The 24,452-nt window shown below is 61.5% G+C and carries 24 protein-coding genes; 7 read left to right on the top strand and 17 right to left on the bottom strand.

What is annotated here, in order from left to right:
- Positions 1-25 precede the first annotated feature (25 nt).
- The 3 genes from KP001_RS18765 to KP001_RS18755 all read right to left on the bottom strand — a co-directional run bounded on the left by KP001_RS18765 (position 26) and on the right by KP001_RS18755 (position 3,964).
- Positions 26-367 (bottom strand): hypothetical protein, encoded by a 342-nt coding sequence (locus KP001_RS18765; RefSeq protein WP_217287059.1) that lies wholly within the window; start codon positions 365-367, stop codon positions 26-28.
- A 115-nt stretch (positions 368-482) separates the two neighbouring features.
- Positions 483-1,247 (bottom strand): endonuclease/exonuclease/phosphatase family protein, encoded by a 765-nt coding sequence (locus tag KP001_RS18760; RefSeq protein WP_217287058.1) that lies wholly within the window; start codon positions 1,245-1,247, stop codon positions 483-485.
- Positions 1,248-1,498: 251 nt separating this feature from the next.
- A complete protein-coding gene (locus KP001_RS18755) occupies positions 1,499-3,964 on the bottom strand; it encodes a methyl-accepting chemotaxis protein (RefSeq protein WP_217287057.1) in 2,466 nt (821 codons plus the stop codon).
- A gap of 267 nt (positions 3,965-4,231) precedes the next feature.
- Here KP001_RS18755 and KP001_RS18750 point away from each other — a divergent pair, with 267 nt between their 5' ends.
- Complete coding sequence (locus tag KP001_RS18750) at positions 4,232-5,476, top strand: bifunctional alpha/beta hydrolase/OsmC family protein (RefSeq protein ID WP_217287056.1); 1,245 nt, start codon at positions 4,232-4,234, stop codon at positions 5,474-5,476.
- Between the two features lie 149 nt (positions 5,477-5,625).
- Positions 5,626-5,802, top strand: a complete 177-nt coding sequence (locus KP001_RS18745) for a hypothetical protein (RefSeq protein WP_217287055.1) — start codon at positions 5,626-5,628, stop codon at positions 5,800-5,802.
- A 59-nt stretch (positions 5,803-5,861) separates the two neighbouring features.
- Here KP001_RS18745 and KP001_RS18740 read toward each other — a convergent pair whose 3' ends face one another.
- From KP001_RS18740 to KP001_RS18710, 7 genes are all read right to left on the bottom strand, one after another.
- The gene (locus KP001_RS18740; RefSeq protein ID WP_183349179.1) at positions 5,862-5,987 is read right to left on the bottom strand and encodes a FeoB-associated Cys-rich membrane protein; all 126 of its coding nucleotides are present in this window, start codon (positions 5,985-5,987) and stop codon (positions 5,862-5,864) included.
- Positions 5,988-5,989: 2 nt separating this feature from the next.
- Complete coding sequence (gene feoB / locus KP001_RS18735; protein ID WP_217287054.1) at positions 5,990-8,203, bottom strand: ferrous iron transport protein B; 2,214 nt, start codon at positions 8,201-8,203, stop codon at positions 5,990-5,992.
- The gene (locus tag KP001_RS18730) at positions 8,200-8,427 is read right to left on the bottom strand and encodes a FeoA family protein (protein ID WP_129124708.1); all 228 of its coding nucleotides are present in this window, start codon (positions 8,425-8,427) and stop codon (positions 8,200-8,202) included. The genes feoB and KP001_RS18730 overlap by 4 nt, the downstream gene beginning before the upstream one ends.
- Before the next feature lie 4 nt (positions 8,428-8,431).
- The gene (locus tag KP001_RS18725; RefSeq protein WP_217287053.1) at positions 8,432-8,686 is read right to left on the bottom strand and encodes a FeoA family protein; all 255 of its coding nucleotides are present in this window, start codon (positions 8,684-8,686) and stop codon (positions 8,432-8,434) included.
- Between the two features lie 76 nt (positions 8,687-8,762).
- Positions 8,763-10,196: a carbohydrate porin gene (locus KP001_RS18720; RefSeq protein ID WP_217287052.1), complete on the bottom strand. Its 1,434-nt coding sequence runs from the start codon at positions 10,194-10,196 to the stop codon at positions 8,763-8,765.
- Positions 10,197-10,445: 249 nt separating this feature from the next.
- A complete protein-coding gene (locus tag KP001_RS18715) occupies positions 10,446-10,892 on the bottom strand; it encodes a Fur family transcriptional regulator (protein ID WP_224959810.1) in 447 nt (148 codons plus the stop codon).
- Between the two features lie 273 nt (positions 10,893-11,165).
- Positions 11,166-11,615 (bottom strand): DNA-processing protein DprA, encoded by a 450-nt coding sequence (locus tag KP001_RS18710; protein ID WP_217287051.1) that lies wholly within the window; start codon positions 11,613-11,615, stop codon positions 11,166-11,168.
- Positions 11,616-11,783: 168 nt separating this feature from the next.
- On the opposite strand from KP001_RS18710, the gene KP001_RS18705 reads away from it, so the two are divergent.
- From KP001_RS18705 to KP001_RS18690, 4 genes are all read left to right on the top strand, one after another.
- Positions 11,784-12,185: a YidB family protein gene (locus tag KP001_RS18705; RefSeq protein WP_217287050.1), complete on the top strand. Its 402-nt coding sequence runs from the start codon at positions 11,784-11,786 to the stop codon at positions 12,183-12,185.
- A 234-nt stretch (positions 12,186-12,419) separates the two neighbouring features.
- Positions 12,420-12,866: an Hsp20/alpha crystallin family protein gene (locus KP001_RS18700; RefSeq protein ID WP_217287049.1), complete on the top strand. Its 447-nt coding sequence runs from the start codon at positions 12,420-12,422 to the stop codon at positions 12,864-12,866.
- A gap of 29 nt (positions 12,867-12,895) precedes the next feature.
- On the top strand, positions 12,896-13,294 hold the full coding sequence (locus KP001_RS18695; RefSeq protein ID WP_217287048.1) for an Hsp20/alpha crystallin family protein: 399 nt from the start codon (positions 12,896-12,898) through the stop codon (positions 13,292-13,294).
- A gap of 25 nt (positions 13,295-13,319) precedes the next feature.
- A complete protein-coding gene (locus KP001_RS18690; RefSeq protein WP_217287047.1) occupies positions 13,320-13,802 on the top strand; it encodes an Hsp20/alpha crystallin family protein in 483 nt (160 codons plus the stop codon).
- 98 nt (positions 13,803-13,900) lie between these two features.
- Here KP001_RS18690 and KP001_RS18685 read toward each other — a convergent pair whose 3' ends face one another.
- Entirely contained in the window at positions 13,901-14,899 is a 999-nt protein-coding gene (locus KP001_RS18685) for a YhdH/YhfP family quinone oxidoreductase (RefSeq protein WP_217287046.1), read from the bottom strand.
- Positions 14,900-15,077: 178 nt separating this feature from the next.
- Between KP001_RS18685 and KP001_RS18680 the strand changes: the two genes are divergently transcribed.
- Positions 15,078-15,524, top strand: a complete 447-nt coding sequence (locus KP001_RS18680; protein WP_217287045.1) for a DUF2383 domain-containing protein — start codon at positions 15,078-15,080, stop codon at positions 15,522-15,524.
- Positions 15,525-15,854: 330 nt separating this feature from the next.
- Here KP001_RS18680 and KP001_RS18675 read toward each other — a convergent pair whose 3' ends face one another.
- From KP001_RS18675 to trxB, 6 genes are all read right to left on the bottom strand, one after another.
- A complete protein-coding gene (locus KP001_RS18675) occupies positions 15,855-17,096 on the bottom strand; it encodes a GGDEF domain-containing protein (RefSeq protein WP_217287044.1) in 1,242 nt (413 codons plus the stop codon).
- Between the two features lie 570 nt (positions 17,097-17,666).
- Positions 17,667-18,365 (bottom strand): trimeric intracellular cation channel family protein, encoded by a 699-nt coding sequence (locus KP001_RS18670; RefSeq protein WP_217287043.1) that lies wholly within the window; start codon positions 18,363-18,365, stop codon positions 17,667-17,669.
- 19 nt (positions 18,366-18,384) lie between these two features.
- Positions 18,385-19,869 carry an MFS transporter gene (locus KP001_RS18665; protein ID WP_217287042.1) on the bottom strand — a complete coding sequence of 495 codons (1,485 nt, stop codon included), beginning with the start codon at positions 19,867-19,869 and terminating at the stop codon, positions 18,385-18,387.
- Positions 19,870-19,886: 17 nt separating this feature from the next.
- Positions 19,887-21,140, bottom strand: coding sequence for an amidohydrolase (locus KP001_RS18660; RefSeq protein WP_217287041.1), 1,254 nt, complete (start codon positions 21,138-21,140; stop codon positions 19,887-19,889).
- Between the two features lie 700 nt (positions 21,141-21,840).
- Entirely contained in the window at positions 21,841-23,367 is a 1,527-nt protein-coding gene (locus KP001_RS18655) for a YifB family Mg chelatase-like AAA ATPase (protein WP_217287040.1), read from the bottom strand.
- A gap of 127 nt (positions 23,368-23,494) precedes the next feature.
- Positions 23,495-24,445, bottom strand: coding sequence for a thioredoxin-disulfide reductase (gene trxB / locus KP001_RS18650; RefSeq protein WP_217287039.1), 951 nt, complete (start codon positions 24,443-24,445; stop codon positions 23,495-23,497).
- Between the last annotated feature and the right edge of the window lie 7 nt (positions 24,446-24,452).

Here is a 24,452-nt window from a genome sequence, read left to right as displayed (position 1 = left end):
CGCGGTGCGTATGTAGTCCGGGGTGCTAGACCGTGTCCAGCAGGTGTCCCCATTCATCCTTCATCTGGATCCGGTGCAGGGCGTTGAGGCCGTTCACCTCGTAGAAGATCTGGTCGGCCTCCTCCTGGGAGAGCCCCACCTTGGGGCGCACGCCCATCCAGTGGCTGAACTGGCCGGAGGGGGTCTCCAGCGGGCGTGGCAGCGGGGGGCCCGGCTTGTACTTCTTTTCCACGAAAATCGCCGCCTCGTACTGGCGGCCATGCTTCACCAGGCAGATTTCCAGCAAAGAGCCCGTGTTCTGCAGCACGCGCTCGATGATAACTTCCTGCACTTCCATATCGTCCGGCATCTCCGTGTATTCGCTCATAGCATCTCTCCGTTTTCCCCGCTGCGGGGCATCTGTTTGATCCTTCCCTCTCTTCGGCCAACGGGCTCCTGGACTTTAGGTCTTTTGGCAAAATCCCCTGCTGTTTCACTGACGGTCAACGCTCCTCCGGGCCGGCCAGGCGCAGCTTCACGATCAGCGGCAGGTGGTCCGAGGCCACCTGGGTCAGCTTCGTGCGCGGGATGAGTTCGCTCTCGACGGCGAGGTCGGGCGAGATGAAGATATGGTCGAACCTGAGCATGGGCATGTTGCTCGGGAAGGTGAACTGGGTGTGCCCGAATTTGAGCAGCTCCTGCTCGTCCCGCAGCGCGTTTCTGAGGCGCTTGTGGATGCTCCAACTGGGGAGGGCGTTGAAGTCGCCGCAGAGCACCACCGGGGGAGTGCACTCAGGATGCGCAAGCCATTCGGCGCCGGTCAAGACCTTCGCCTGGTAGTTGCGTTCCTGGGGGATGAGCCCCAGGTGCGTGTTCACCAGCTGCAGCTTCTGCCCGTGGACGTCGATCTCCACCCACATCACCCCCCGCGGCACCATGGTCCGGTAGCGGTTCTCCGGATGCAGCCCCCCCGCGCGTACCAGCCGCATCGGAAAGCGGCTGAAGACGACGTTGCCCCACCGTTCCCGTTCCAGTGTGTAGTGAACGTCCCTAGCCACCACCAGCGCCAGTTCATGCGCCAGGTCCTGGCAGGCGCCCCCGATCTCGGGGCGAAAGCGCGCCCCCGGAAGTTCCTGAAGCGCCACGATGTCCGGCTGGTAGGTTTCTATCACCTGGGCGATGCGCGCGGCGGAGGTGTGGCGGTCGTTGCCGGTCAGCCGGTGCACGTTGTAGGTCATGACGGTGAAGGTGCGATCGATTTCGGACATACGAGCCGCCCTTTCTTGTGCCGGGGGAAGCCGGAGTAAGAAAACAACGACAGGAATTATACCGGGTTTTACCAGGGGTGCGGACCTAAGAGATCAAGCAGGCGAGATTGGCGCATGAAGCTGCCCCCTTGACCCTCCCCTTGCGGGAGGGAGTTAGAGGGGGTGGAGAGGGTGCCGTTGGCGGGACGAAAAAAGGGGCGAATGATCATTCGCCCCTACAGTGAAACGGGATTGTGGTGAGCAGCGGGAACCTACCCCTTGGAGGAGACGTCGAAACGATCGATCTCGTTCTGAAGCACGGAGATCTGGCCGGCGAGTGCCGTCATGCTCTCGTCGAGCACCTTGACCGCGCCGAGGCTGTTCTCCGTGGCGGCCTTGATGCTTTCCATTGCGGGAAGGACCTGATCCGCCCCCCTGCTCTGCTCGTCGCACGCCTTCTGGATATGGCGGATCATGTCGGTGATGTTCTCGGTGGACTTGGCGATGAAGCTGCCGACGTTGCTCTGCTCGCGGGTGGAGTTCTTCACCTGCTCGGTGAGCATCTTCATCTTCTCCACCGCGTTCAGCACCAGGCTGCTCCCCTCCGCCTGCTCGCGCGTCGAAATCGCGATCTGGCGCACCATGGTGGTCACCTTCTCGGTGGTCTCACGGATCATCAGGCTGCCGCGCGCCTGCTCGGCCGTTGCCCGTGCGATGCCATTGACCTGCTCGGTCGCCATCTGCACACCGTTGACTATCTTCTCCAGGGCCTCACCCGACTTCCGGGACAGTTCCTCACCCTGCGAGATGTTCTGCTCCGCCTGCCTGATGGCGACCACGGCCCGGTCGGTCTCCTCGAGGACGCCGTTGATCACGTCGGAGATCTTCCTGGTGGAGGCGCTGGTGCGCTCGGCAAGCTGCTTGATCTCGCCGGCCACCACCGCGAACCCCTTACCGTGTTCGCCGGCCTGCGCCGCGATGATGGCGGCGTTCAGCGCCAGGAGGTTGGTCTGTTCCGCGACGTCGTCGATGACCGACAAAATGGTGCCGATGTCACCGGCACGCTGCGAAAGGGTCGCGATGACCTCCGAGGTGATGCGCGAGGAATCCTTGATGGCGCTGATCCCGAGAATGGTGGAGTCGACGGCGCTCCTCCCTACCTCCGCATCCTGCTTGACCGCTTCGGAGATCTTCACCGTGTTCAGCGCATTCTTTTCCACTTCCTTTATGGAGCTGTCCATCTCGACGATGGAGGAGGAGTTGATGCTCGCTTCCTCGAGGAGCAGGTCGGCGTTTCTCCCCACCTGCTTGATGGAGGCTGCCATCTCGATGATGGCGGACCCCACCTCGTCCACCTGCTGGGCCAGCGATTCGGCGTTGAGCGCGACCTCCTCGACGCTGGAAGCCATCTCCAATACCGACGAGGAACTCTCCGACGCGGAGTGCGACAGCCCTTCCACCGCCCGGGCCACCCCTTTGATCGAGGAGGTGATCTGGGTCATGGCGCTGGAGGCCTCCTGAACCGAGGTCGACTGCTGCTCGGCCGCCCCAAGGACCGTCCCCGAGACCTGCACCAGGTCCTGGGAAACCGAACCCAGCTCGTTGCTGGAGTGGCTCACCTGCCGCACCGTCAGGGCGAGGTTCTCCGTCATGGTGTTGAAGTCAGCGGCCATGGCGCCGATCTCGTCCTGGGTGCCGACCTCCAGGCGCCTGCTCAGATCCCAGGTGGTGGTGACGGATACGATGTGCTCCCTCAAGGTGTGGAAGAGGTTGAGGCTCGGCTTGAGGGAAAGGTAGAGCAGGGCGAGGGCCGCGAGGATGATGGCCAGAAAGATGCCCAGCTGCGCCGCCACACCCTTCCACATGGTGGCGAAGAGCGGGCTGATCTCCTTGTGCGTGAAAAGGACACCGACGGTCCCGCCGGAGGCGTCCTGCACGGGTCCGACGCCGACCAGGTACTTGCCCCCGTTGTAGGAAACGATGGCGATGCGGGGCTCCTTGAGCGCTTCGGTCATCTCCTGGCCGACCTTGGCGGCCAGTCCGAGGGCGGCCGCCTTGTTGGTGGGGTAGAGAATGCGGAACGAGTGCGCCGTCTCGCTCTTCAGGTCGGTGGCCTTGCTCTTCAGGAAGTCCTCGGTGAGAAAGAGAGCCACGTCGTTGCCCGTGATCTGCTTCATCTGCTTGAAGACGTGGTCGATCTCCTCGGCCACCTCCATGTAGCCCAGGGCGTTACCCCGGTAGGAGACGGGCTTCACGCAGCGCAGGGAGAAGAAGTTCTTCCCCATCTCCAGTCCCCATGCCGGCTGCTTGGTGGCCTGCGCCTTCAGGAACGTCTCCCGCTTGAGGATGTCTCCGTCCTGCTCGGGCTTGTGCGCCCGCAGCAGCACCTTGCCGTCGGGCTGGATGAAGTACATGTGGGTGATGTTGTTGTTCTGCTTTATCTCGCTGAAGATGGGCTTCGCCGCGGCGAGCAGCGCGTCCTTGTTGCCGGCGGCAAAGGGGGCGAGCAGCACGTCGAGCTTGTCGAGGCCGGCGTGGGCGCGGGACAACCCCTCGGCGTCACCTTTCAGGATGGCCTCGAAAAGGCGCCCGCTGTTGGTGGCTTCGTCCTTCAGCCCTTCCCGCATCTGGTGCATCTGGTACTGGTAGGCAAAGAGCCCCAGAATAGCGATGCTCGCGACACACAAAGCGACTACGGAAGTGACTACTCTCTTCTTGATGGACCACGTTGCAAACATCTTTCGGCTCCCGATTGGCATTGCATCACACTATAATGGTAGAAGTTTATGTTTATAACTCAATCTCCTTAAAGAGAGAAGAGGTAAAGTGTTGCCTTTTTGTGATTTGAATCTCAAATTTCAATCTCCGCGTCCGTATGAGCCACACCAAGCTTGTTTATGACGTCTTTTTAACAGAACAAGTTGACTTGAGACGGGCGGCTATTATTATTTTCCTGCCTAGGAAACCGCGAAGCTGAGGGCAGGAAGGCCCGCCGAGGAGTTCCCATGAACACCAGGAAGATCACTTTCACCAACGCAAACGGCAATCAGCTGGCCGCCAGGCTGGAACTCCCTGATGACGAGCGCCCCGTCGCCTATGCCATCTTCGCCCACTGCTTCACCTGCTCGAAAAACATCAAGGCGGCGGTCAACATCACCAGGGCCATGAGCAGCCGGCGCATCGCCGTTTTACGTTTCGACTTCACCGGGCTGGGGGAGAGCGAGGGGGATTTCGCCGACACCAATTTCTCCTCCCAGGTAAGCGACCTGGTGGCGGCGGCCCGTTTTCTGGAGCGTGAGTACGAGGCGCCGCGGCTCTTGGTGGGGCACTCGCTGGGCGGCTCCGCGGTTTTGGTGGCCGCCGGCGAGATCCCTTCGGCGGCGGCGGTGGCAACCATCGCCGCCCCCTTCAGCCCCTCCCACCTGCGCCGCCTGCTGGGCGAGCACGCAGAAATTGCCGAACGGCAGGGTGAGGCGACCGTGCACCTCGGCGGCAGCGACTTCACCATCAGGAAAAGCCTCCTCGACGACCTAGAGGCGCAGCGTCCCGCCGAGACCCTGGCCCACCTGAAGGGGGCGCTCCTCGTGCTCCATTCACCGGCGGACGGCATCGTGAATATCGACAACGCCGCCCAGATCTTCCAGGCGGCCCACCACCCCAAGAGCTTCATATCACTGGGAACCGCCGACCATCTCCTATCCGGGGCGGAGGATTCGCGCTACGCCGGGGAGGTGATCGCCTCCTGGGCCACACGCTATCTCGACACCGCCGGCACCGGCCCCGTGGCGCAACCGCAGTCCCAGGCTGCCGACAACAGGGTCACCGCCCGCACCGGGGCCGAAGGCTTCCGCACCGAAATCTTCGCCAACGGCTTCAGCCTGACGGCGGACGAGCCGGTCAGTTACGGTGGCAGTAACGAGGGGCCGTCCCCCTACGAGTTCCTCATGGCGGGGCTTGCGGCCTGCACCACCATGACCGTGCAGATGTACGCCCGACGCAAGGGGTGGCCGCTTGTCGACGCGCTGGTGCGCCTATCCCATCACAAGGTTCACGCCGAGGATTGCCGGGACTGCGAGTCCCAGGACCGACGCATCGACACGTTCGTGCGGGAGCTGGAGCTGATAGGGGAACTCGACCAGGAGCAGAGACAGAAGCTCCTGGAGATCGCCGGGAAATGCCCCGTGCACCGCACCCTCACCAGCGAGATCCGGGTGGAAACCACGCTCAAGGAAAGCACGGTCGAACAATAGGCCCCAGCTTCGGTTTGTCTCCCCCTCCCGCAAGGGGAGGGGGGACCGGACAACCCCGGAGCCGGTCGCGAAATTTACCTCAAGACTTGGCCCTCAGGTGCCGAAAAGAGCTGCAGCGCCCGAGGTAAGGGCCCAGCAGGAGGTCGCAGATGGATGTAACCACCATAGCAACCATGCAGATAGCAGGCGCCGCCGCTCTCGCCCGGGAGTCGGCCGCCATGGAGTTGATGAAGAACGCGGCCAATGCCCAGATGCAGATGGCCAATATCCTGGCCCAGCAAGCCACGGCGGTGAACCCGCCGGAGGGCTTCTCGGTCTACGCCTGAAAGCCGATCCAGACACGTGAAAGGGCCGGGGAACTTCCCCCGGCCCTTGTTTCAAGCCTCTACTTCTTGCAGCAGCTCCCGCCTTCGCAGCCGCAGCACCCCTTCTTCTTCCACAGCGTAGCGTACAGGATGTAGCAGGCTCCGGCCACGATGGCGCCGGCAATGATTACGTCAGCAACTCCCATTTTCAACCTCCCAGACCCAGGAGACGTCCCCCCTGGTAGATGATGAGCGCTGCGGTCCACGCCAGCGCCGTCTGATAGAACAGTCCCACACCGGCCCACTTCCAGGTGCCGAACTCCTGCCGCATCGCCGCTATCGCCACGACGCACGGCATGTAGAGCAGGACGAAGGCCATGAAGGCGTAAGCGCTAAGCGGCGTGAACGCACCGAGGATGGCCACATTGAGACCGCCCCGGTCCTCCTCCTTCTCCTCCGCCTGGGGCAGATAGAGCAGGGTCTTGACCGCGGTGACGCAGGCATCGCCGAAGGAGGTCACCACTTCCTTCAGGTCTTCCTTCAGGGTCGGGACTTCCTTCTTCTCGTCCTTCTTGGGCGCGTAGATCTCGCCCATGGTCCCCACGACGATTTCCTTGGCGATGACTCCCGTGATCAGCGAGGAGGCGGCCTCCCAGGTGCCGAAGCCGACCGGCTGGAAGATGGGGGCTACGGCGGCGCCCGCCTGGCCCAGGTAGGAATCACGCTTGTGCTCGACGCCCCAGGGGAGGTTCAGCAGGAACCAGACCAGCACTGAGACGGCGAAGATGTAGGTTCCGGCCTTGAAAAGGAAGTGCTTCCCCTTCTCCCAGGTGTGCACGCAGAGGCTGTGCAGGCTCGGCATGCGGTAAGGGGGGAGTTCCATGATGAACATGGGCGCCTCGCCGCGGAACAGCGTCCTCTTGAAGATGAGCCCCATGCCGACCGCGAGCAGGATCCCCATGATGTACAGCGACCAGATCACGGTGCTGGAATTCTTGGGGAAGAAGATGCCGACGAAGAGCACGTACACCGGCAGCCGGGCGCCGCAGGACATGAGCGGCACGAGCAGCGCGGTAAGCACCTTGTCCTTGGGGTTCTCCAGCGTTCTCGTCGCGTAGATGCCGGGAACGTTGCAGCCGAAACCGAGCAGCATCGGGATGAAGGACTTGCCGTGCAGTCCGATGGAGTGCATGGTGCGGTCCATGACGAAGGCCGCGCGCGCCATGTAGCCGCTCCCTTCGAGGAAGGTGATGAAGAACATCATGGCGAAGATCACGGGTACGAAGACCAGCACCGATCCCACCCCGGCGATCACCCCGTCGTTCACCAGCGACACGGTCCAGTCCGGCGCCCCGAGCGGGGTCAGGATGGCCGAGGCCCAGCGCTTGAAGGGGCCGTCGGTCATGGCGCCGATCCACTTGCCGAAGGGGGCGGAGAGGTCGAAGGTGAACTTGAACAAAAGCCACATGGCGGCCATGAAGATCGGGATGCCCAGGAACCGGTTCAGCACGAACTTGTCGATCTTCTCCGTCAGTTCGGTCTGGCGCAGCTCCGGCTTGTGCAGCACCTCCCGGGTGAGCCCGGAGGCGAGCGAGTAGCGGGCGTCGGCCATGATGGACTCGATGTCCTCGCCGTGGGCCCTCCTCAGGTGGTGCAGCGCCTGGTCCAGGAAGTCGAGGTTGTCCAGCCCCAGTTCCTTCATGACGTGGCTGTCCTGCTCCATGAGCTTCAAGAGCAGCCAGCGCTGCGGGTAGTTATCGATCAGCGCCGGGTAGCTGGTACGGAAGGACTTGGCCAGGTAGTCGCAGGCAACCTCTATGTCCTCACCGTAGTTGAGCTTCTTCGGGGCCCGGCGCTTCGGGGCGTCGGCCACCCGCAGCGCCGTCGCCAGCAGTTCGTCGAGGCCGGTCTTCTTTGTGGCCGAGGTGGGGACCACGGCGATCCCCAGCATCTCTTCCATCGCCTTGGCGTCGATGCGGTAGCCCTTCTCGGTGGCCTCGTCGTAGATGTTGAGCGCCATCACCACCGGGATGCCCAGCTCCATGATCTGCACGGTGAGGTAGAGGTTGCGCTCCAGGTTGGTGGCGTCGACCACGTTGATGATCAGGTCCGGGCGCTCGTGTACCAGGTAGTCGCGCGCCACGATCTCTTCCTGCGAGTACGGGGAGAGCGAGTAGGTGCCGGGAAGGTCGACCAGCCGGATCTTCCTGCCGCCGAACTCGAAGAGGGCCTCCTTTTTCTCCACCGTCACCCCGGCCCAGTTGCCGACGTGCAGGCGGGTGCCGGCGATGGCGTTGATCAGGGTCGACTTGCCGGAGTTGGGGTTCCCTGCCACGGCCACCGTGATGGTGCGCGCGGCAACGCTGTGACCGGAAACCTCGGCATCCAGTTCCTCGTCCTTGTGCTTCAGCTGGTTACTCATCCTGCCACCTCCACCGCGATGCCTTCCGCTTCCTTCTTCCGGAGCGACAGGTTGTAGCTCTTGATGCTCACCTCGATCGGGTCGCCCATCGGCGCCACCTTGAGCACCTTGACGTCCTCGCCCACCAGCACTCCCATATCCATCAGCCGCCTTTTCAGCGGCCCGATGGAACCGATCGACGTGATCTTCCCCTTCTGCCCCGGTTTAAGCTTTGCCAGATTCATCACCCTATCTCCTCACCATGATTTTCATTGCCATACGGCGGGCCAAGGCAATCCTCGCCTCGTCCACCCTGAGCAGGATGGTGTTGCCGCCGTTGGTCAGCATTTCCACACGTTTGCCGATCCTGAGCCCCATCTCCTCGACCCGGACCATGGTCTTTTCATGTTCGGGGTCCAAGCTGCCGCCGGCCGCCCCCCTGCCGAACATGATCTCGACGATCTCGCCGTTTTCTCCCGCGCTTAACAGTCCCAGAGGTATCATGGATGCTCCTTTCATCGTTTCAGTGCAGCAGGCGGGCGCCCTTGCCGGGCACCCTTCCCGCGAAGTCCGTCCTTTCCTAGAAGCTGATCTTGGCGCGCAGGGCGAGGGCGACCACGTTGTCGCTGGCGCCGATGCCGGCCGGGTTCACCAGGTACTGCGCCACCGGCGAGATCTCGATCTGGTCGCTCACCTTGTACCGGTAGTAGAGTTCTGCGAGTTTCTCCTGGGCGTCGGCCACGGTCCGGGCCGCCTTCACCTGTCCGTAGGCGAAGCCGAGCACGTCGTCCTTGCGCCCGGTGATGAGCCCCTGGTAGTGGCCGCCGGCGCTCCAGGCGCGGGTCGCCGCATAGACGTCCTTGTCGCGCTGGCCGTAGCGGGCGAAGAGGGTGAGCTTGTCGGTGACCTGCTGGTCGAAGCTTACGCCCACGCTGTAGGCGTTTTTGGCGACCAGCTTGCCGACGCCGTCCGCCGCAGCGCCGTCGAAGGCCCCGTAGATCCGGTAGTTTCCTTCCAGCTCACCCACCTTGTGCTTGTAATCCAGTTCGGCGATGCCGAAGCCGTGGTCGAAGATGTTGGCGCTGTCGGAGCTGTCCGCGCTGTCGGCGTCGCCGCTGCCGTAACCGAGGCCGAAGATGACCGGCTCCGCCAGCTTGGCCTGGATGCGCGCGCCCGGGCCGTTTGCCGGGAAGGGAAGCACCGCGGAATGTACGAAGGCGCCGGAGAGGAACTGGCTGTTTTCATCGCCCGCAACGGCGTTGCTGTCGAAGTAATTGGAGAGATCCACCTTCCCCGCGGTCAGCAGCAGGCGGTCGTTGAAAGCGGAATGCTCGACCCATGCCTCGCGGAAGCGGACGCGGTCTCCGGTGGAGCCGGCCACGCCGTTCAGCCCGGAGAAGGAGGCGGCCTTGGAGTCGATGCCGTCGCCGCCGGTCGCCTCGACATCGATAACCGCGATGGTGTTCTCGCCGACCTTGAAATTGAAGACGAGGTCGGCACGTCCCACCACGTCCGTTGAGTCCTTGGGCTTGTTGCCGATGGAGCCATGCAGCACGCCAACCATGCCGCCGGAAAGGGAGATGTTCTTGGTGAGGGCGGTGAACCGGGTCCCGAGATCCTCGTGGCGCGACTGGAAGGTCCTGGTGCCGACCAGGAGCATCTCGGCGCGGAGTTCCTCCTTCAGGTCGCTCAGGAGCACGAGATCCTCCTTGTCCACCGCCTGGTTCCCCTCCTTGACCACCTTCTCCGCCATCTTCTCGGTAAGAAGATGCACCGCCAGCGCCACGTCCATACGGCTGCACGCTGCTTTTCCTTCCTGGAATTCCTTGGTGAAGAGCCCCTCTACCTGGTACTTGTTGCCCAGGCGCAGGATCTCCTGGCAGGCCTTTACTTTGCACTCCACCTTCTCAGGCACTACGAGATCGGGGTGCAGGGCGAACGCCGTCCCTGAAGCAAGTAAAAGACTTCCCAACAGGAACATCCCGGACACGGTATTCTTCTTCACTTTGACCATAGCTCTATCCCCTTCTCTCTGTTGCGGCTCCAACTCACTCAACTTCACGAGCCATAATAAATGTGCTGTATCAGCAGGTCTTTGTTGACTATTCCACCGTATCGGCCCGGCCTTTCAAAACTGAAATCCACTTTCACTCATTGGAGAAAAAAAAGACTTCTCCCTTACGTCACAGGTTCACCGTGAACGAAACCAGCGTCATAGCGACTTCTGCCATTGATTGTGACTTTGGCGAGTGGCCTTAGAGTGTCATTCCGGCTGGGCCATGCAGCGGTTGCAAACGCCGCGCAATTCGATCTTCAGCGACTGAACCGTGAAGCCCATGGAGCGCGCAACTTCGGCTTGATGCCGTTCGATGGAGCTGTTCTCGAATTCGGTTACCGTGCCGCAGTCGCTGCAGACCAGGTAGTCGTGCCGCCGGCCGCCGGCCAGTTCGTAACGGGTCAAACCGTCTCCCAGGTTTATTTCCCGGGCTATGCCGGCGGTGGTGAAAAGTCGCAGCGCACGGTAGACGGTGGCATGGCCTATGTTGGGATGCTTGCCGCGCAAGATCAGGTACAACTCGTCGATATGGGTGGAGCGGTCAAGGTCGAGGAACGCATCGAGGATCAGGCTGCGCTGCAGGGTGGCCTTGAGCCCTTTGTTGGTAAGAAAAAGGCGGAACTGCTCTTTCACCTTCTGTCTGGTTTGATTCACCTGCGCCTCCATGGTACCGGAGGGAACCCTCCTGACACTCCATACAATGACATTCACTTTCAAGCTGACAACCTGAAAATCCACTGACAGAAACGCGTAGAGCCAAGAGCGTCCCCGCCGTGTCCACATCCCGGCTAAACCCTTGATTGACAGATGGGTGAAACGGTCAAATGAATGAATGCAGTGGTTGGTTTTGAAAGTTGTTATCGTTTATAGAGAAGGGCGGCGGGATTGTCAATATTTTTATTTTTAGAATTTTCCGATCCAGTCGCTTCACAGCACCATGACCTTACCGGCGCAGTCGGAGCACAACCGCTCCAGGCTCCCTCCAGGGGAGGCATGCGCTATGACAACGGTGTCGGCGAGGTCGATCATCATCTTGTTGCGCTGATAGCATTTGGACTCGCAGGGGTGGCTGACACTCTGGGCGTAGCGGGAAATGACCAGCAGACGTCCCGACTCCAGGTGCCGCTCCCACTCAGGGTCGAGCCGGTTCAGCCCCTGCGCCAGAGCGATGATGATGGGTTGGTTGCCCTGCAGCAGCCTGCAGAGCACCTCCTTCTCAATGGGCGAGTGATAGCCGGAGATGACGCAGGTGCCTGCCAGGCGCTGCGCGTCGGCCCAGCGGTACGCCTTTTCAGCCGCCTCCTGGGGAAACTTGCGTGAGCACAGGAACGCCACCTTGCGCAGGTCAAGCAATGCCACGTTACCGATCGAATGCATGCGCCACCCCCTTGCCATGATGGCAAAGTATATCCGGCCACTTCCATCCGGCCATCTGCATGATAAACTTCCGAATCCATTAAAACAGATTAATACTAAAGCAAGATGCGGGTGCGGCGCCGCGGCGTTCGCCCTCACCAGCAGGACACCACAGACAAGGAGGATAACATGGGTATTTTAGACGATGTAGCCGGCAAGGTGCGCGGCATGGCCGGCGGAGGGGACGCCGGCCTCATGCAAGGGATCATCGAGATGCTGACCGACCGCCAAAGCGGCGGACTGGGCGGGATTATCCAGGCCTTCAACCAAAAGGGGATCGGACACATCATCTCTTCCTGGATCGACACCGGTCCCAACCTTCCCGTCACCCCGAACCAGCTGCACGGGGTCCTGGGTGCGGACCGGGTGCAGCGACTGGCCGACAAAGCCGGCCTCTCCACCGATGAGACCGTCACCAAGCTGACCCGCCTTCTCCCCGAGGCGGTCGACCAGGCAACCCCCGACGGCAAGGCACCGGAAGGGGGGCTCGTCGGCAAGGGTCTGGACTTCCTGAAGAGCAGGTTTTCGTAGGCCCGCCCCAGCCTCTCACCGAAGGAGGGGACTGGCTCCGTCAGGTGCCTGTCCCCTTAGGGCTCCTTTCGCGATCCCCCCTCACCAACACCACCGCTAATGGAGGCAAAAGCAAACGACACGGGTGCAACGTGCCGTAACCCCGTTGTTTTTTCACCGCGCCCCCCCTTGACAACGTAAAAACGATGATTATCTTACCCGCAGAAATTGACACACCGAAAGGAGGTAATCGACATGGCAAGTTGGGATGTTTTCAGAGAACTGGACAATCTGAGAAGGGAGATTGACGAAGCTTTCCGCGGCGCCGGCATGAACCGCCCCTTTGGGCCGACGTTCCTCTCGCCGGTGGCATCCCGTCGTTTCCCGATGGTCAACTTCAGCGAGGACGACGGCAACGTTTATGTGGAAGCCCTGGTGCCGGGGGTCGACCCCAAGGATGTTGAGCTCTCCGTGCTCAGGAATACCCTCACCATCAGCGGCGAGCGCAAACCCTTTGCCGAAATGAAAGGGATCGTGCACCGCACCGAGCTCGGCTCCGGGAAGTTCAGCCGCACCCTCGAGCTTCCGGTCGACATCGATGCCAACAAAATCACCGCCCAGTGCAAGGACGGCATCATGACCATAACCATGGCGAAAGCGGAACACGCCAAGCCGAAAAAGATCGAGATCAAGCTTTCGTAAGCGAGAATACAGGAAAGGAGGTCGTCAACATGGCACCCAACAGCTTGACCGAACGAAACGACGAAATGAACGTCCAGGCCCGTGAAGAGACGAGGTCGAACGAGAGATTCATTCGCCCGGCAGTGAACATCATCGAAACCGAGGAAGGCCTGTTCGTAACCGCCGACCTCCCGGGCGCAACCAAAGAGAGAATCGACGTCAACGTGGAGAAGGGAGTCCTCACCATCAGCGCCCCCGCGGCCCACTCCGTGCCCGGCAGCGCGGTTTACCGGGAATTTGAGCTCGGCAGTTACTTCCGCCAGTTCACCATCCCGGAAAGCCTCGACCACGGCAAAGCAAAGGCGGATTTCGCCAACGGCATCCTCACCCTGCGCATTCCCAAGGCCGAGATCGCCAGGCCGCGCCGCATCGAGGTGCAGGTGAGCTGACAACGTTGCACAGGAGGTGATAGGGATGGCAACCCTCGTACCTGAAAAGTGGCGCGAAGCCCTTGAACATGTACAGGACAAGGTGGGCACCCTCTTGAACAACTTGGTGCCCGCAAAGAAAGAGGAACGGACGCTGGAAAACATGACAGCCGATGCCATTCCGGCGTTCATGCAGCGAGGCGGTCCACTGGTCGACATGCACGAAACAGCGGAGGAACTGGTGGTCCGGGTGGAAGTGCCGGGGATGAAAAAGGAAGATTTCACGGTGGAACTGGTCGACCGGCGCCTGACCATCAGGGGCGAGAAAAAGGTGGTGCGGGAAGAAAAAGGAGCCTCGGGAGGCTTCCTGTCCGAGTGCCGCTACGGCAGCTTCTCCCGCAGCGTTCTCCTGCCGTACCCGGTAGAGGAAGACAAGATCAGGGCGGACCTCAAGCACGGGGTCCTCACCATCCGGCTTCCCAAGCCGGAACAGCAGCGCGGCACCGGGCATCGCATCCCCATTTCCTGAGGCACCTGCCCCCCGCCTACACGAAAAGGCCAGCCCACACGGGCTGGCCTTTTTTTCAGTTCCATCGCCTGGATCAAAAAATCCGGCCGAGGGTCGACTTACAACCGCACCAGCACTCTTCCCCTGACGCCACCCCGCAGGATGCGGCCGATCTTCTCCTCGAGCCCTTCCAGCGTCACCTCGGTCGCCATCTGCTCCAGAAACGCTGGACGCCAGGCCCCGGCCAGCCGCTGCCACACCTCCAGGCGCGTGAGGGTCGGGCAGCGTGAGGAGTCTATGCCGACCAGGGTCACGGCGCGCAGGATGAAGGGGTGGACGTTGACCGGGAGGTCTGCCGAGCCGACCAGCCCGCAACAGGTGACCGTCCCGCCGTAACGGGTCGATTTCAAGACGGCAGCAAGCGTCTCGCCCCCCACCACGTCCACCGCCCCGGCCCAGCGCTCTTTCATCAGGGGACGCTCCCCTCCCGCGGTCACCTCCTCCCGGGAAATCACCTCCGCGGCGCCCATCTCCGTCAAGAAGGGGACATCCCCCATCTTTCCCGTGGCGGCCACCACCCGGTACCCCGCCTTGGCCAGGATGCTGACGGCAAGGGTCCCGACGCCGCCGGTTGCGCCAGTGACCAGGATGTCGCCCGATTCCGGCCTTACCCCCGCCCGCTCCAGCTTCAACACCGAAAGCCCTGCCGTGAACCCGGCCGTCCCCAGGATCATGCTCTCACGCAGGGAGAGTCCGGATGGAAGCGGCACCCCCCATGACGAGGGGACCCGGATGTACTCGCCCCACCCTCCGTCGGTTTCCATGCCGAGGTCGTGCCCCGTGACCAGCACCTGGTCGCCGGGGGTGAAGCTGCCATCGCTGCAGGAGACCACCTCTCCCGCGGCGTCGATGCCCGGGGTATGCGGGAACTGCCTGGTTACGCCGGGATGTCCGGTGGCGGAGAGGGCGTCCTTGTAGTTCAGCGAGGAATAGCTCACCCGCACTAAAAGCTCACCCGCATCCAGTTCGTTTATGTCCCGCTCTTTAATGCTCCTGGTGAAGGTCTGGTCCCCCCCCTTCTCTACTACCAGTGCTTTGAAGCTGGTTCTGGTTTGCATGTCATTCTCCGTGCAACTCTCTATGTGATGACCCGACACAAGGATGATAACGGCTGACAAAGAGAGGTCAAGCGCAGCAACATACGTGTGACCGGGGCGTTGCCATCAACCGGACTGCGGCTACAATGTATGCCTGCGACAAAAATTAGACAATTCACATATTGCACAGGAGGCGGATATGGAAAAGACGGAAATGATCCACAGACTGAACGACCTGATCCAGTTGGACGTCGATGCGGTGGAGGCCTACGAGCAGGCGATCAAGCACATCGGGTACAAGGACATCGCCAAAAGGTTTAGGGAGTACCAGGATGACCACCGTGCCCACATCACGAACCTCACCGCTTTGGTACAGCAAATGGGGGGGACACCGGTCAAACCGACCCCGGATCTGAAGGGATACCTGATCGAAGGCTTCACCGCCCTCATGAGCCTCACCGGCGCCAAGCAGGCACTGGAGGCGATGAAGAGCAACGAAAAACTGACCAACCGCACCTACCAGGAAGCCGTGGACCAGCCGTTTCCCGAGGACGTGATGAGCGTTCTGCGCACCAACCTCTCGCAGGAGCAACGGCACCTGAACTACATAGACGAGATCCTCTCCATCCCGCGCCGCGAACTCTGATCCCCGCTCCGCGCCCCCATATGACAAAGGGCCGGCAACCTGGCGCGGTTCCGGCCCTTCCCCTTCCGGTATGTGGAACGCACGTGGCCACGACGCCTCGCAGGAGCCCCAGCGTCCCCCTCCGCGAAGTGGCACCCGGGAATTACCGGGAGCCGCAGCAGTATATGCTACGGAGCGCTGCGCGCCCTAACGCTCCCTCCTTTGCGAAGGGGGGGCGGGATTTAGCCGGGATGAAGCAGCGCCCACGCCTGCAACGGAGCTTTAAATCCCCCTCAATCGCCCTTTGCAAAGGGGGCAGGTGGATCGAGCTGAGAAGCTTCCGGCTTGACCCTACCTTCTGCTGGCGGCTTGCGGGTAGACCTGCCGGGCTCTCCCCTCCGCCTGCCGGCTCGAAGCGACCACCATATTGCGACCTTTGAGCTTGGCCCGGTAGAGCGCCTTATCGGCGGCCTCCACCAGCAGCTGTCTGTCGGCGTCCAGGTCGGGAATCATGGCAGCAACACCTGCGCTTACCGTGACCACTCCCGCTACCGGAGAGTGACTGTGCAGGATCTGGAGGGCCTCCACGGCCTTGCGGCACCCCTTGGCGATGGTGGCCGCATCGGCGAGGCCGACGCCGGAGAGAAGCAGAACGAACTCCTCGCCGCCGTAGCGCGCCGCGGTGTCCCCCGGCCGTCTGGCGAACCGCCCCAATTCCTGCGCGACCAGCTTCAGACAGTTGTCGCCGGCCTGGTGTCCGTAGTTGTCGTTGAAGTTCTTGAAGACGTCGATGTCGAGGAAGATGAGCGCAATGGGGGATTCCGAGCGGAGCGCGCGCTGCCACTCCTGGTCGAGCATGACCTCGAAATGGCGACGGTTGCCCAGGCCGGTCAGCGGGTCGGAGATCGAGAGCCGGCGCAACTCCAGGGTGGCTTTTTGAAGCTGCCTGTTTTCGTGCTCGAGAAGGTTGGTGTTCAGGAAGTCGCGACGCAGGTAGTTTTCCATCAGCGAATTGGAGAATGCCCCGATGATGATGGTGGCGACGATGCTGAAGGTGTTCTGGGTCAGGATGGTGAAGTCGGTATGGTTGATGTAAATGGCCACGGCCTCGTAGGCCAGCGTGGTCGCCAACGCCCAGTAGACCGCGTAACGCAGCCTGAGACTCACAAAGGTGAACGCTCCCATGATGAGGAGCAGCAATCCGGAGTAGTAGTAGTTTTTGGTGGGGGTCGGATCGTAATAGACCATGGACACGATGCCCAGGCTCCCCACCAGCATCACCAGCGAGAGGACCGGCTGCATGAAACGCCTGAGATGGGGCAGGTAGGTGAAGGCGAGCCCCGCGATGACCGTGGGGCAGACCACAGCATATCGGATGAACCACATGTGGGCCCGGTCCGCGGGCAGGAGCAGCCCGTCCACCAGTCCGAAAACCGCGTAGAGGATGAGCCCGGTCAGCAGCGCAACGCGGACGTGTTTCAGGGTCTTGTCGCGGTAGTACTCATCGAAGGCGGACTCCAGCGGTTCCGGGAACCGGACGGACTTCAGCCCCCCTTCCCCCAAAGTCTCCCTGGCCTTTTGCACCATCTCCATTTCAGGCCCTGGGGTAATCACATTCACATTTATGTCCAAGTTATGCATATCTCTCTCATAGGCGCCGCAGGCATACTAACGGGAGTTACTCAAACTGACATAAAGCACGGTAGACATTATACCAGCCTTCATGAAGGCACAACTAAATACAGGCTCTAATCTGGTGAGTTGAGTCACAAAAAATGCACAAAATCATATACAAATTAGAATTCGGGAGTTATGACAGGCATCTTGCCCCCTGTCACAGAGACACATCCCCTTCCCCCTTCACATATGCAACACTCTGCTTCCGGACCAGATCCCTGCTTGCCGCCGCGACGCCCCCCCCTGCCCGGCCGAAATCCTGGCACCTGCACGTGACAACCTGCAAGGCGTCGGTATAAATTGAAACGAGCGCGTGCAGAACTGCATCCCGTCCATGCCAAATTGCAACGTGCACATGGTAATTTGACTTGGTCATCAGGATTGACTCTGCTCAGCGTCCTGAACCTTGGCATCTTCAGACGGCGCCTGCTGCGCGCTCGACCTGGTGATGTTCCTCCGGTCCTTCTGCTCTACGGGAGCAGGGTGTCATTTTTTCACGTCTCGAGTCCCCTGCGTTTCCTCAGTGGGCTCTTCATGACCGCCGGCTACGGGGAGCTTCCAGCTGTTGCGGATGGCCATGTACCTCAGCCCGAAACAAAAGGCCGCTCCCACGACCGATACCAGGGCGGACGGGAACTGCAGCGCGGCCCCGCAGACAACCACGGTCGCACCGGCCAAGGCGGCAAGGGCATAAAGCTCCGCTCGCAAGACCACAGGAATCTCGGTCAATAGCACGTCGCGCGCCACTCCTCCGCCGATCCCCGTCACCATGCCAAAAAGAGCCGCCATGACCGGATTGAGGCCGTAGGAGAGGGCCTTATGCGTTCCAGCGACCGCGAAGAGCCCCAGCCCTGCTGCATCGAAGATGAGAACGCGGGTTGCCAGCCGATTTACCGTGGGATGCCGGAAGAAGGTGATGATTCCCGCCAAAAGCGACACCGCGAGATAACGCCAGTCGTTGATCGCCGCCGGGGGCACTGCTCCTATCAGAAGGTCGCGGGTGATCCCGCCGAAGGTGGCTGCCGCAAAGGAGAGCACCAGCACCCCGAAGAGATCAAGCCGTCGCCGAACGGCCGCCATGGCTCCGCTGAGGGCAAAGACGAAGGTGCCGACCAGATCGAGTATCAGTACGAGGTGATCCACCGTCAGTTCCTTTTTCACCAGCGTGATCCCAACGGGTTCCATGACACCTCCTTCCTCCTACTCAGTTTTCCGTTTTCCTGCCGGGGGAGACGGTCCTTAGGATAGCGATCATCGCAACAATCACCATGAAGGCGTTGAACAGCAGTGCAGCCGCGGCGGCGTAGCGTACCTGGACGTTGTCGGTGCGCCCGACGAAAAGGCCCTCCCGGTAGGTCAGGTGTCCGGCGCTCAACCCGGTGAAAAGTGCCGCCGAAATCGCCACTCCGAATGCCGCCCCGAGCGACGAGGCCATTTTGTAAATGCCGGCCGCGGAACCTACTTGGTTCTGCGGGACGTTAGACAGCGCAGCGTCGGTGGAGGGGGTCGCGTAGAAGCCCAGGCCGATGCCGAAGAGGGTGAACCCGATGACGGCCACGATCATGTATTGCCTGGCATAGAGAAATGTCGTACAGGTGAGCAGGATGCCGAGGGCGGTTATGGCGCACCCAAGCAGCATGGGTTTGCGCGCTCCCCACAACTGCAAGAACTTTTCACCGACCCGGATGGTGGCCAGGATGGCGACCAGGTAGCCGAGGGTAAGCAGTCCGGCTTGCAGCGAGGAAAGGCCCGCTCCCGTCTGTACGAGCGTAAGGGAGACGAGCAACGTGCCCGCTGCACCGTTAAGCAGAAAATTGGACAGGGTCGCACCGGTGTACGCGCTGTTGGCGAACAGCTTGAAGTCCACAAAGGCGTTTTCCGTGCTCAGTTCGATCTTCAAGAAGGCGATTGCCGTCACGAGGAAGACCGCGGCGAGTCCGAGGATCATCATGCTCGTCCATCCAAGCTTTGATCCCTGCCCGATGATGACATTGAGGGCTACCATGGAAATCATGAAGGTGATAAGACCGGACCAGTCGATGCGCCGGCGTTCTCCGGACTGCTCGCCCCTGCTTTCCGGCGTCCCAGGAATCAGCAGGTAACTGATCATGGAGACCGCAATCGCCATCCAGAAGATCCAACGCCAGCCGATCGTCGAGGCGACGATACCGCCGAACAGGGAGCAGAGCCCCGAGCCCCCCCAGGAACCGATGGACCAGTAACTGACGGCCCTTTGCCGCTGCGCGCCGTCGTAGTATGCCTTCAACAGTGCCAGGGTGGAGGGCATGATGCAGGCTGCCGAAAGTCCCTGGATGATCCGGCCCGTCATGAGGAATACGACGGTTCCCGTTGGCGAACCTGCGATGAACAACGACCCTACCATACTGAGAACAACGCCGATCAGCGCCATCCTCACACGCCCGAAGCGGTCGGCGCCCCCCCCCATGACTACGATGAAAATGCCGGAGAACAGGGCCGTGATGCTCACCGCGAGGTTGCTCCAGCTCTCGTCTATCCGCAGCTCGGCGCGCATGTCGGGAGCCACGTTGAGTGTCGTCTGGGCAAAGAGCCAGAAGGTCACGACCGCCAGGACGATACCCAATAGGAGCTTGTCGTTTCCCCGGTAGGCGCCGGGTGCCGGAGAGCCTACTGCAATCGCCGCATTGCCGTTATCACTGGAGATGTCCAAGCCTCCCCGATCTCGATCTATTTTGCCAACCAGACACTGGCAGCGGTCAGCATGGTTTCAAGACCTGTTTGTAAGGTCGGATACAGCGCAGGCGCCCAAAACGGCGAATGAGGGCCGGGCAGTCGGTCCACCGCCCCTTCCCGTACCGCCTGATCGTATTTTTCGGGCGCAGTACCGCCGACGAACCAGTACATATAGGGAGCTTTCCAGGCATTTCCATAACGACCGAAGTCCTCGCTGGCACCCTGGGGAGGCACTTCGGTCAACTGATCACCAAACTGGCCACGGAATGCATCAGTAACCTTTCGGGTCACTTCCGCATCGTTGACGGTAAGCGGATAACTGTTGATCTCTTCGAACTCCGGATCTTTCGGTGCATTGGAGGCGCGGGCCTCGGCGACGCAGATGCGCTTGATCGCTGCCAAGACATGATCGCGCGCTGCCTGGTCCGTGGTCCGCACGTTGAGCTTTATATAAGCCTCTGCCGGAATTATGTTTTCCGCCGTCCCGCCATGGAACTCGCCCACCGTCACCACGACCTGGGCCTGCGGAGAAATCTCGCGGCTGACGATGGTCTGCAGGCGCAGCACCGCCGCGGATGCCATCACTATCGGGTCGATGCCATTTTGCGGCATGCCGCCATGCGCTCCCTTGCCAAAAAAACGCACTAGCAGACTGTCACCGGAGGTGAGAATTTGTCCCGCATGATAGCCGACAGTACCGGCACGAAACTGCAGCAGATGCTGTCCCAGGATGACGTCTGGCTTGGGGAAGCGCTCAAGGAGGCCGTCGTCGATCATGGCCTGCGCCCCTTGGGCTGTCTCTTCCGCCGGTTGGAACACCGTCATGAGCGTGCCGTGCCATGCCTCCCGTGCCTGAGCGAGGACCGTCGCGGCGCCGACCAACCACGAGGTGTGCATGTCATGCCCGCAGGCATGCGCGACCGGCACAGTCTCACCTTTGGCGTTGACCGCTTCCTTGGTGCTGGCGTAAGGCACTCCGGTATCCTCCTTCATCGGCAATGCGTCCATGTCGGCGCGCAGCATGACCGTCGGGCCTGCGCCGTTTTTCAGGATGCCTACCACCCCCGTTCTGCCCACCTTTTCCGTCACCTCAAACCCCGCTTCGCGCAACTTCTGCGCAACAATGCCTGCGGTACGTGCCTCTTGCAGCGCCAGTTCGGGGTTCTGATGGAGGTCTTTATAGGTGGCCTCGACCATGGGGAGCGCCTTTTTGATCCGATCGGATAGGAAACTGACAAATGGTGACATAATTCCTCCCGTATTTTGTTAGCCAGATTTGAATTTTGCACCCGAACCGGCACCGAACATTGGCCCGCCTAATTCGTTAACCATCTAAGGATGGAGCCTTTTCCTTTTTTGCATGGGTCAGCCTTGAACGCCAATCCTGGGCCAAAATTCCACGCCGATCCACAAGCCTTCCAATTGAATATGATAAATATGTTTCTGATTACGAATACACATCCGGCAACTCAATCGCCAGATAATACCACTAAAACTTGATGTTAGCTCAAGGCTAGGGCTAGGACGTGGTCGGTTTTGGGTGATGGCGTATGGGGGTATGGGATGGTGCGAAGGTAATCGGGGGGAGCCGGGGAGATAAATAAAGGGGTACCGGTGGGAAAGCGACACCTCACGCTGAAGGCTCAGCCTTTTACGTTTTCAATTTACTCCCAGCGCCGAAGGCTTAGCCTCTTGCGAGTTGAATATACTCGTAATTCGGATGTTACATAGGATACCCAGCCCGTCTTGGAGGAGACCCTGGCGTGCTGCCCGTAAGGGAGACGTAAGGGAACGGGCTCCGCCAGTCCCCTCTTCCAAACACCACCTAATCTGCCAAGGCAAGGGGGACAGGCACCTGGCGGAGCCAGTCCCCTTACGTCCCCTTACGTCCCCTTACGTCTTCCTTACGTCTTCCTTACGTCTTCCTTACGTCTTCCTTACGTCTTCCTCACGTCTTCCTGTCCAGGCTGCGGTACTGGATGGCTTCGGAGATGTGATGTTCGGCTATCGCCTCCGCGCCTTCGAGGTCGGCGATGGTGCGGGCGACTTTGAGGATCCTGGTGTAGCTCCTGGCGGAGAGGCCGAGGCGGTCGGTGACCACCTCGAGCATGCGGCTTCCCGCTTCGTCGGGCTCGCAGAACTTGCGGATCATTCGGGCGGTCATCTGGGAGTTGCTCCTCACCTTGGTCCCCTTGAAGCGCTCCTTCTGCACCTCCCGCGACTGCGCCACGCGCGCGGCGATGGCGGCGGAACTCTCGCTCTCGCCCCGGTCGGCGAGGTCGCGGTACTTCACCGCAGGCACCTCGATGTGGATGTCGATCCGGTCCAGTAGCGGCCCCGAAACGCGGGAGCGGTAGCGGTGGATCATGAGGGGCGTGCAGGAGCACTGGTGCACCGGGTCGGAGAGGTAGCCGCAGGGACAGGGGTTCATGGCGGCAACCAGCATGATGCGGCTGGGATAGGTGACGGAAGAGAGCGCCCGGGAGATGGTGACCCGGCCGTCCTCCATGGGCTGGCGCAGCACTTCCAGCACGTGCTGCTTGAACTCGGGGAGCTCGTCCAGGAACAGGACCCCGTTGTGGGAAAGCGACACCTCGCCCGGCTTGGGGGTGTTGCTCCCCCCGATCAGCCCCACGTCGGAGATGGTGTGGTGCGGCGAGCGGAAGGGGCGGGTGGAGATGAGCGCGTGCTCCCGCTCCAAAAGCCCCATCACGCTGTAGACCTTGGTGGTCTCGATCGCCTCCTCGAAGAGCATGGGGGGGAGGATGGACGGGATGCGCCGGGCCAGCATGGTCTTCCCTGATCCCGGCGGGCCGATCATCAGGAGGTTATGGCTGCCGGCGGCGGCGACCTCCAGGGCGCGCTTGGCGTGCTCCTGCCCCTTTACCTCGGAGAAGTCGTCGCCGGCCTCGCACCCCTGGCTGAAGAGGGCCTCGACATCGGCGCGGTACGGGTCGATGGAGAGGTTGCCGTTGAGGAACTCCACCACCTGGGAGAGTTCGGTGACGCCGATCACCTCTACCCCCTCGACCACACCCCCCTCACAGACGTTCTCCGCCGGGATGATGATGCCGGCAAGCCCCGCCTCGCGTGCGGCGACGGCGACCGAGAGGCAGCCGCGCACCGGCTTCACGCCGCCGTCCAGCGACAGTTCCCCCAGGAGGATGTAGCGCTTGAGCAGCTCTTCCTTGATGACGCCGGTGGCGGCGAGTATGCCGATGGAGATGGGAAGGTCGAAGGAGGCCCCCTCCTTCTTGACGTCGGCGGGGGCGAGGTTGACGGTGATCTTGCGATTGGGGAAGTCGTAGCCGGAGTTTTTCAGCGCCGCCTTGACCCGGTCCTTGCTCTCCTTGACCGCGCCGTCAGGAAGGCCGACCGTGGCCAGTTGGGGAAGTCCCTGGGTGATGTCGACTTCGACGTCGACCAGGATGGCATCGATCCCTAAGAGGGCGCTGGCGAGGACCTTGGCAAGCATGAGAACCCCCAACTAATGGTGAAATTACTCGGGTAAGTTCCTGCGGGTAGTCTGCGCTGCTTGGCGTGTCGTTAAGGCGTCCTCTCGCCCCCTTCGCATCGCAGCGGGGGGGGGCGGAGGATTTGGGTCAGGCTTTGAGCATCTCCAGGTAGCGGTCGGCGTCGAGGGCAGCCATACAGCCGGTACCGGCGGAAGTGATGGCCTGTTTGTAGTTCCTGTCCTGCACGTCGCCGGCGGCGAAGACCCCGGGGGTGCTGGTGGCGGTGGAGTTACCCTCGTAGCCGCAGTTGGTGCGGATGTACCCCTCGTCCATCTCGAGCTGCCCTTCGAAGATGTGGGTGTTGGGCTGGTGCCCGATGGCGATGAAGCAGCCATGCACGTCGATCAGCTTGTCGGAGCCGCTCTTGTGGCGCAGCCTGATCCCAGTGACCCCGGACTCGTCCCCAATCACCTCTTCCAGCTGATGGTTCCACTCGATGGTGACGTTGCCGTTCTTGGTCTTTTCGATCAGCCTGTCGGCCAGGATCTTTTCGGCGCGGAACTTGTCCCTTCTATGCACGACCGTCACGTGGCTTGCGATGTTGGAGAGGTAGAGCGCCTCCTCGACCGCGGTGCTGCCGCCGCCGATGACGGCGACCGGCTTGTTACGGTAGAAAAAGCCGTCGCAGGTGGCGCAGGCGGAAACACCCTTACCCTTGAAAGCGTGCTCGGACGGCAGCCCCAGGTACTTCGCGGAAGCGCCGGTGGCGATGATCAGTGCGTCACAGCTGTAGGCGCCGTTGTCGCCTTCCAGCACGAACGGGGGGGCGGTCACCTGGGCCTTGCTGATGTGGTCGAAGATGAACTGGGTGCCAAAATGTTCGGCGTGCTGGCGCATGCGCTCCATCAGTTCCGGCCCCATCACCCCCGCCGGGTCGCCCGGCCAGTTATCCACCTCGGTCGTCGTCATCAACTGCCCCCCCTGCTGCAGCCCGGTGATGAGGACAGGGTTCAGGTTGGCGCGCGCCGCATAGATCGCAGCAGTGTACCCCGCGGGACCTGAGCCTAATATGATCAGACGATGGTGAATCGGTTCCATTTGTACA

This window comes from Geomonas subterranea, from assembly GCF_019063845.1.
GTDB classification, from domain to species: Bacteria; Desulfobacterota; Desulfuromonadia; order Geobacterales; family Geobacteraceae; genus Geomonas; species Geomonas subterranea.
Note: the sequence above shows the minus strand (reverse complement) of the source record. Positions and strands in the feature narration are given on the sequence as shown.